The sequence below is a fragment of the Amycolatopsis sp. NPDC004625 genome (genome assembly GCF_040609695.1).
In the GTDB taxonomy this organism is placed as follows: Bacteria; Actinomycetota; Actinomycetes; order Mycobacteriales; family Pseudonocardiaceae; genus Amycolatopsis.
The window spans coordinates 65,097-71,459 of record NZ_JBEXKX010000048.1; the positions used below are offsets into that span (position 1 = coordinate 65,097).

6 protein-coding genes are annotated in these 6,363 nt (G+C 73.1%); all 6 read left to right on the top strand.

Annotation, left to right across the window (positions count from 1 at the left end):
- Positions 1 to 2 precede the first annotated feature (2 nt).
- The 6 genes from asnB to ABZW17_RS37980 are packed head-to-tail and all read left to right on the top strand — an operon-like array spanning position 3 to position 6,256.
- Positions 3 to 1,793, top strand: a complete 1,791-nt coding sequence (gene asnB, locus ABZW17_RS37955) for an asparagine synthase (glutamine-hydrolyzing) (RefSeq protein ID WP_354825029.1) — start codon at positions 3 to 5, stop codon at positions 1,791 to 1,793.
- Positions 1,793 to 2,833, top strand: a complete 1,041-nt coding sequence (locus ABZW17_RS37960) for a PrpF domain-containing protein (protein WP_354825032.1) — start codon at positions 1,793 to 1,795, stop codon at positions 2,831 to 2,833. Before asnB ends, ABZW17_RS37960 begins: the two co-directional genes overlap by 1 nt.
- On the top strand, positions 2,815 to 3,939 hold the full coding sequence (locus ABZW17_RS37965; RefSeq protein WP_354825035.1) for an acyl-CoA dehydrogenase family protein: 1,125 nt from the start codon (positions 2,815 to 2,817) through the stop codon (positions 3,937 to 3,939). The genes ABZW17_RS37960 and ABZW17_RS37965 overlap by 19 nt, the downstream gene beginning before the upstream one ends.
- On the top strand, positions 3,936 to 5,312 hold the full coding sequence (locus ABZW17_RS37970) for a dihydroorotase family protein (protein WP_354825038.1): 1,377 nt from the start codon (positions 3,936 to 3,938) through the stop codon (positions 5,310 to 5,312). The genes ABZW17_RS37965 and ABZW17_RS37970 overlap by 4 nt, the downstream gene beginning before the upstream one ends.
- Positions 5,309 to 5,800 (top strand): flavin reductase family protein, encoded by a 492-nt coding sequence (locus ABZW17_RS37975; protein ID WP_354825041.1) that lies wholly within the window; start codon positions 5,309 to 5,311, stop codon positions 5,798 to 5,800. The genes ABZW17_RS37970 and ABZW17_RS37975 overlap by 4 nt, the downstream gene beginning before the upstream one ends.
- A 3-nt stretch (positions 5,801 to 5,803) precedes the next feature.
- Positions 5,804 to 6,256, top strand: coding sequence for a luciferase family protein (locus tag ABZW17_RS37980; protein WP_354825044.1), 453 nt, complete (start codon positions 5,804 to 5,806; stop codon positions 6,254 to 6,256).
- Positions 6,257 to 6,363: the final 107 nt, after the last annotated feature.

Sequence of the window (6,363 nt, forward strand, 5' to 3'; positions counted from 1 at the left end):
TCATGTGCCGGATCTATGGACACCTGGGCGGCGCCCTCGCCCACCACCACCTGCGCGCGGTTTCGGCGCTGCAGCGGCACGGCGGCCCGGATGCCCGGTTCAGCGCGGCCGGGGACGGCTGGGCGCTGGGCAACAACCGGCTGGCCATCATGGACCTCGACGGCGGCGAGCAGCCCTACCGGCTCGGCCGCGACCTCAAGGTCGTCTTCAACGGCGAGATCTACAACCACACCGAGCTTCGCCGCGACCTGCACGCCGCCGGGTACGTCTTCCACGACCACTGCGACGGCAACGTGATCCCGGCCCTCTACCACCGCTACGGCCTGGACTTCGTCGACCACCTCGACGGGATGTACGCCATCGCCGTGCTGGACCTGCGGGCCGAGCCGAAGCTGGTGCTCGCGACCGACGACGCGGGCATGAAACCGCTGTACTACCACGAAAGCGGTCACGAGCTGTACTTCTCGTCGGAGCTGCCGGCGCTGCTGAGCGTGCCCGGCGTGCCGTGGACGCTGTGGGACGAGGGGCTCGACAGCTACCTCACCACCAAGACGCCGTTCGGCGAGCGGACGATGTTCGACGGCGTCCGCGTGCTGCCGCGCGCGGCCACCGCCGTCTACACGCGCTCGGGCGGGCTCAAGATCTCCAAGCGCGCCGAAAGCGCGTTCCCGGTCGAGGACGACGGCGACCTCGCGGCGGCCGGCGACCGGGTGCGCGAGACGCTGCGCGCCGAGACCCACCGGCTCGCGCTGGCCGACGTGCCGATCTCGACGATCACCAGCGGGGGCCTGGACTCCAGCCTGGTGACGGCGCTGCTGGCGGAGAAGGTGCCGCACGTCCACGCGTTCAACATCGCCTACACCGGCGACTGGCCGTTCGACGAGAAGCGCTACGCCCGCGAGGTCGCCGCGCGCAGCGGCGCCACCTACCACCAGATCGAGGCGGACCCGGCGACGTTCCCCGGCCTGCTCGACGAGGTCGTGTGGCACCTGGGCCAGCCGAACGCCGACCCGATCACGCTCAGCACGTATCTGCTGTTCCAGGGCGTGCACGACGCCGGGTTCAAGGTGACGCTCTCGGGCGACGCGGCCGACGAGATCTTCGGCGGCTACGGCCGCATCCGCGACGCGCTGCTCGGCACCGAGGACTGGCCGAACGGGTACGTCGAGGCGCTCGCCGCGGTCCCCGCCGCGCTGCGTCGGCGGCTCTACACCGACGACTACCGGGACCTGGTGCGGCAGCGGGGAACCGAGGCCGAGCGCATCGAACGGCGGCTGCGCGCCGACGGCGGCGACCGGCTGGCCGCGATCACCGCGTTCGAAGTGGACGAACGGCTGCCCGCCTACCACCTGCGCCGCGTCGACCACCTGAGCATGGCCCACTCGGTCGAGGTGCGGCTGCCGTTCTGCCAGCGGTCGGTGACGCGGCTGGCGCGCCGGCTGCCTGCCGGGCACCGCGTGCGCGGCCGGGAGGTCAAGCGCGCGCTCTACGCCGGCGCCCGCGGCCTGGTCCCGGCGTCCGTGCTCGACCGGCCGAAACAGCCGTTCACGCTGCCGATCACCGCGATGCTCGTGCCGGGCCAGCCGTTGCACGGCTACGCCCGTGACCTGCTGACCGGCCCGTCGCTCGCCCACGGCGGGCAACTCGACCCCCAGGCCGTCGCCGGGCTGTTCGACGCCCAGGCGGCACGGCCGAACGACGAATCGGCGCTGGCCATCTGGTCGCTGCTCATCCACCGGATCTGGACCGAGCAGCTGGCCCGCGGCGGCGCCGGGGAAAGGAGGGCGGCCTGATGCTCGCCCACATCGCCCACGCACACGGCAGCCCGAGCTCCACGCTGGTGCTGCCGGCCGAACAGCTGCCGGCGTCCGAGGAAACGCTGGCGCAAGCGCTCTCCGACGGCGTCGCCTGGCTCGCCGGACACGGCCTGGCCAAGGTCACGAAGATCGCGCTGGTGTCGGTCTCCGAGCATCCGCTGTTCGACCTCGACTACCGGTTCGTGCAGGTCATTCCGGGTGATCCCGTCCGGTTCGACTTCCGCGGCAGCTGCGGGCATTCGGTGCTCTCGTCGGTCGTCGTGGCCAGCCGGCTCGGCTGGCTGCCCCGGCTCGCGCCCGGCCACCGCGTCCGGGTCCGGGTGCGCAACACCGACGACCACGTGGTGTGCGAGGTCGACGAGTGCGTCCGCGACCGGACGACGTTCACCGCGCACTTCCTCAACCACCCCGCGGTGGCGCTGCACGAGCTGCTGCCGTTCGGGGAGACGACGACGGACCTGCCGTACGAGGACGGGCTGATCCGCGTCAGCGCGGTCTCGGCCGGCAACCCGTACCTGTTCCTGTCCGGCCACGACCTCGGCGTCGACACGCCCGAGGAGCTCTTCGCCGCCGGGGAACCGCTGTTCCGCACGATGAGCGCGATCCGCCGCTCCGCCGCGCGGCAGTACGGCTACCCCGTCGAAGGTGCGTTCCCGAAGGTGGCCGCGGTGCTGCCGGACGGCGAAGACGGGCTCGCGGCGCGCGCGGTATCCGTGCCGTCGTGGCACCCGACGATCGCGCTGACCGGCGCCGTCTGCCTCGGCGCGGCCCGCCGGATCCGCGGCACCATCCCGTTTCGGCTCGCCGGCGGCGAGACCCGGCGCACCGCGCCGCTGCGGATCCGCACCGCGGGCGGCTGCACCACCTCCGCCGCGGCGGTGACCGGCCACGACCGCGACAGCGAGCTGTCCTGGGTCAGCGTCCCGGAGAAGACGGTGTCGTTCACCGGCGCCGTGTCCATCGACTCGTTCGAACCCCACGTCCTGAAGGAGGACTCGTGCCTGCTGTCGATCTGACCGCCCCCGCGCGGCTGGGCGTCGACGAGCTGGTCGGCGTGCTGGAGCGGCACGCCGTCGCGGCCGACGAGGCCGGCCGGCCCGCGCCCGAAGTGCTGGCCGCGCTGCGGGATTCACCGTTGCCCGGTCTCGTCGTCCCGAAGCGCCACGGCGGCGCCGGTGCGGACGCGCTGGAGTCGAACCGGCTGATCGCGCTGATCGCCCGGCACGACCCGTCGACCGCGATCATCGCGTTCCAGCACATGGCCGTGTGCAGCCGGATCGCCGAGTGGGGCAGCGACGAGCAGCGCGAAGAACTGCTGCCGAAGCTGGCCTCCGGCGAGTGGCTGGCCGCCTCGGCGTGGAGCGAATCCGGGGCCGGAGCGGCCAAGAAGAACCTGTCCACCATCGCCGACGAGCTGCCCGGCGGCGGCTGGACGGTCAGCGGCGGCAAGGCGTTCACCACCGGCGCCGGGATCACCGACCTCTACCTCGTGCTCGCGCAGAGCACGCCGGTGACCGGCGACGACTCCGCGTACGGCTCGGGCGGGCAGAGCTTCTTCCTGGTGCCCGCGGCCAACCCGGGCATCAAGCCGGACCTGAGCCTCGACCTGGTCGGCATGCGGGCGTCGGCGACCGGGTTCGTCGAGCTCGAGGACTGCCGGCTCGGGCCGGAGGCGCTGCTCGGGCCGCGCGACACCGCGAGCACGATCATCGCCGGCGTCCGGCAGTCCGGGGCGACGCTCGGCGCGGTGTCGGCCGGCATCGCCGAGGCCGCCTGGGACCTCGGTTTCCGGGCCGCGCAACGGAAGTCACTGCTCGGCCTGCAGGCCGTGCGACACCGGCTGGTGGACCTGCGCGGGCAGGTCGAGTCGGCCCGGGCGCTCGTCGAACGGGCCGGCCGCCGCGACGGCACCGACCCCGGCGAAGTCACGCTGCACAGCAAGATCCACGCCTCCCAGGTGGCCGAGGAGGTCGTCGCGAGCGTCGCGCGGCTGCTCGGCAGCACCGGGTACGTGGTGACCAACCCGATCAACCGGATGGCCCGCGACGCCCGCGCCGTCGCGCTGATGGGCCCGACCAACGACCTGAGCCGAGAGCTGGTGAGCCTGCCATGGGCCGCGTGACCGACCACGACCTCGTCGTCCGGGGCGGGCGGGTGACCGGCCCCGACGGCGTCCGCGTCGCCGACGTCGCCGTCAGCGGCGGGAAGATCGCCGACGTGCTCCCCGCCGGGAGCGGGGTGTCCGGCACCGAGGAGATCGACGCGGGCGGCCGGTACGTGCTGCCCGGCCTGATCGACTCCCACGTGCACTTCCGCACGCCGGGCCTGACGCACAAGGAAGACTGGGCGCACGCGTCGCGCGCCGCGGTGGCCGGCGGCGTCACCACGGTGTTCGACATGCCGAACACGCGCCCGGCGACGTTCACCCCGGCCGACGCCCGCGCGAAGGACGCCGAGATCCGGGGCCACAGCCTGGTCGACTACCGCTTCCACGCGGGCGTCAACCCGGACGACGTCTCGTCGCTCGAGGCGTTCGAACCGGCCGAGGCGATGACCGCGAAGGCGTTCCTGACCGGGCACCACACCGCGCCGCACGTGCTGCGCGACCCGGGCCGGCTCGACGAGCTGTTCGCCCTGGCCAAGCGCAAGGGCCTGCGGCTGCTCTTCCACGCCGAGGACGACGACGTCTTCAAGCTGCTGGACCAGTGGCAGGGCGCACCTTCCGCGTACGGCGACTACGAGCGGTTCCGGCCGCGTTCGGGCGGGATCGTCGCGGTGGCCAAGCTGATCGAGCTGGCCCGGCGGCACGGCACCGCGGCGCACGTGCTGCACGTGTCCAGCCGCGAGGAGGCCGACCTGCTCACCGCGGCCGGGGCGACCGGGCTGCCGGTCACCTGGGAGGTCACCGGGCACCACCTGTCGTTCACCGCGGCCGACACCGCCCGCTACGGCGCCCGGATCCGGCTCAGCCCGGCCATCCGGCAGCAGAGCGACCAGGACCGCCTGTGGGACGCGGTGCTGCGCGGCGAAGTGTCCACTGTGGGCAGTGACCACGCACCGCACGCCTTCGCGGACAAGGTGCTCGACGCGCCGGACGCACCGCCGGGGCTGCCGGGTGTGCAGGAGCTGTTCCCGGCGCTCTACACCGGTCTGCGCCGCCGGGTCCCGGACGCGACGCCGGACGAGCTGCTGCCGATCGTCACCCGGCTGATGGCCGCCGAGCCGGCGCGCCTGTTCGGGATCGACGGCCGCAAGGGCGCCGTCGCCCCCGGCCTCGACGCCGACCTCGTGCTCTTCGACCCCGAGGAGAACTGGTCGTTCGAGCACGGCGACGTCCAGGCGAAGTGCGGCTGGACGGCGTACGCGGGCTGGCTGTTCACCGGCCGCGTCGAACGCACGATCCGCCGGGGCCGCACGGTGTTCTCCCGCTCCGGCGGCTTCGGCGCGCCCGAGGGCGAATGGCTGACGCCCGCGGCGGTGGAGGCGCTCCGATGACCGCGGCGCTGCTCGACGAGTTCAAGGACGCCATGGCGGCCCTGGCCGGCGGCGTGTGCGTGGTGACCGCACTCGACGACGACGGCAACCCCCGCGGGTACGCCGCGACGTCGGTGACGTCGGTGTCGATGCGGCCGCCACTGCTGCTCGTCTGCCAGGCGAAGACGTCGAGTTCGTACCGGTTGTTCTCGCGCTGCACGCACTTCGGCGTCAACGTGCTGACCGCGGAGCAGGCCGAGCTGGCCGCGCTGTTCGCCACCCCGGGCGCCGACCGGTTCGGCGGCACCGGCTTCGAGACCGGCGAGCACGGCACGCTGCTGCACCCGGACGCTTTGGCGAGCGTCGAATGCCGTCGCCGCGAAACGGTCGACGCCGGCGACCACGGCCTGCTGCTGGGCGAGGTGTGCGCGGCGCACACCCGGCCCGGCGACCCCCTCGTCTACCACGGCCGGCGCTACCAGCGCGTCCGGCCGCTCTTCCGGAGGTAACCCATGTTCGAGATGCCCGAACGCCCCGGCCCGGCCCCGCGCACCCGCGGCCCGGTCCCGCACGGCCAGCTCAACCAGATCGCGCCGACGACGCTGCAGGAGGAGCTGTGGCAGCGGATGCGCTCGCTGGCCGGCGTCTACCTGGCGCCCACGCACGTGCCGTACCCGGAGGCCAGGGCGATCCACCTGGCCCCGGAGTTCGGCACCGGTCCGGACGACGCGTTCGTCAAGCACAGCCGCGAGTTCGCCCACCTGCACCCGCCGCAGGACGGAAGCCTGCACATGACGCTGCCGCCGCTGGTGAAGAAGGTGGTGACGGAGGCCGGCTGGGGTGTGCCGCACCCGATCCAGAACACGCAGCTCGTGTACGGGCCACGGGACCGGGACGAGATCGAGCTGGTGTGGCGGGTGCTGCTGGAGTCCTACACCTACGCGCGGGGCCGGCACACCGGCTGAGCACCGCCCGGCTGGTGGGGGGTGGGTTTTGGGGGGTTTTTGCGCCGTAAAACACAAAAACACCCCCCGCCCCCCCCGAAACAGGAAACGTTTTTTTTTGAGGGCCC

Coding starts and splice junctions, on each gene's coding strand:
- asnB (WP_354825029.1), top strand. CDS start 3: ATGTGCCGGATCTATGGACACCTGGGCGGCGCCCTCGCCCACCACCAC.
- ABZW17_RS37975 (WP_354825041.1), top strand. CDS start 5,309: ATGACCGCGGCGCTGCTCGACGAGTTCAAGGACGCCATGGCGGCCCTG.
- ABZW17_RS37980 (WP_354825044.1), top strand. CDS start 5,804: ATGTTCGAGATGCCCGAACGCCCCGGCCCGGCCCCGCGCACCCGCGGC.
- ABZW17_RS37960 (WP_354825032.1), top strand. CDS start 1,793: ATGCTCGCCCACATCGCCCACGCACACGGCAGCCCGAGCTCCACGCTG.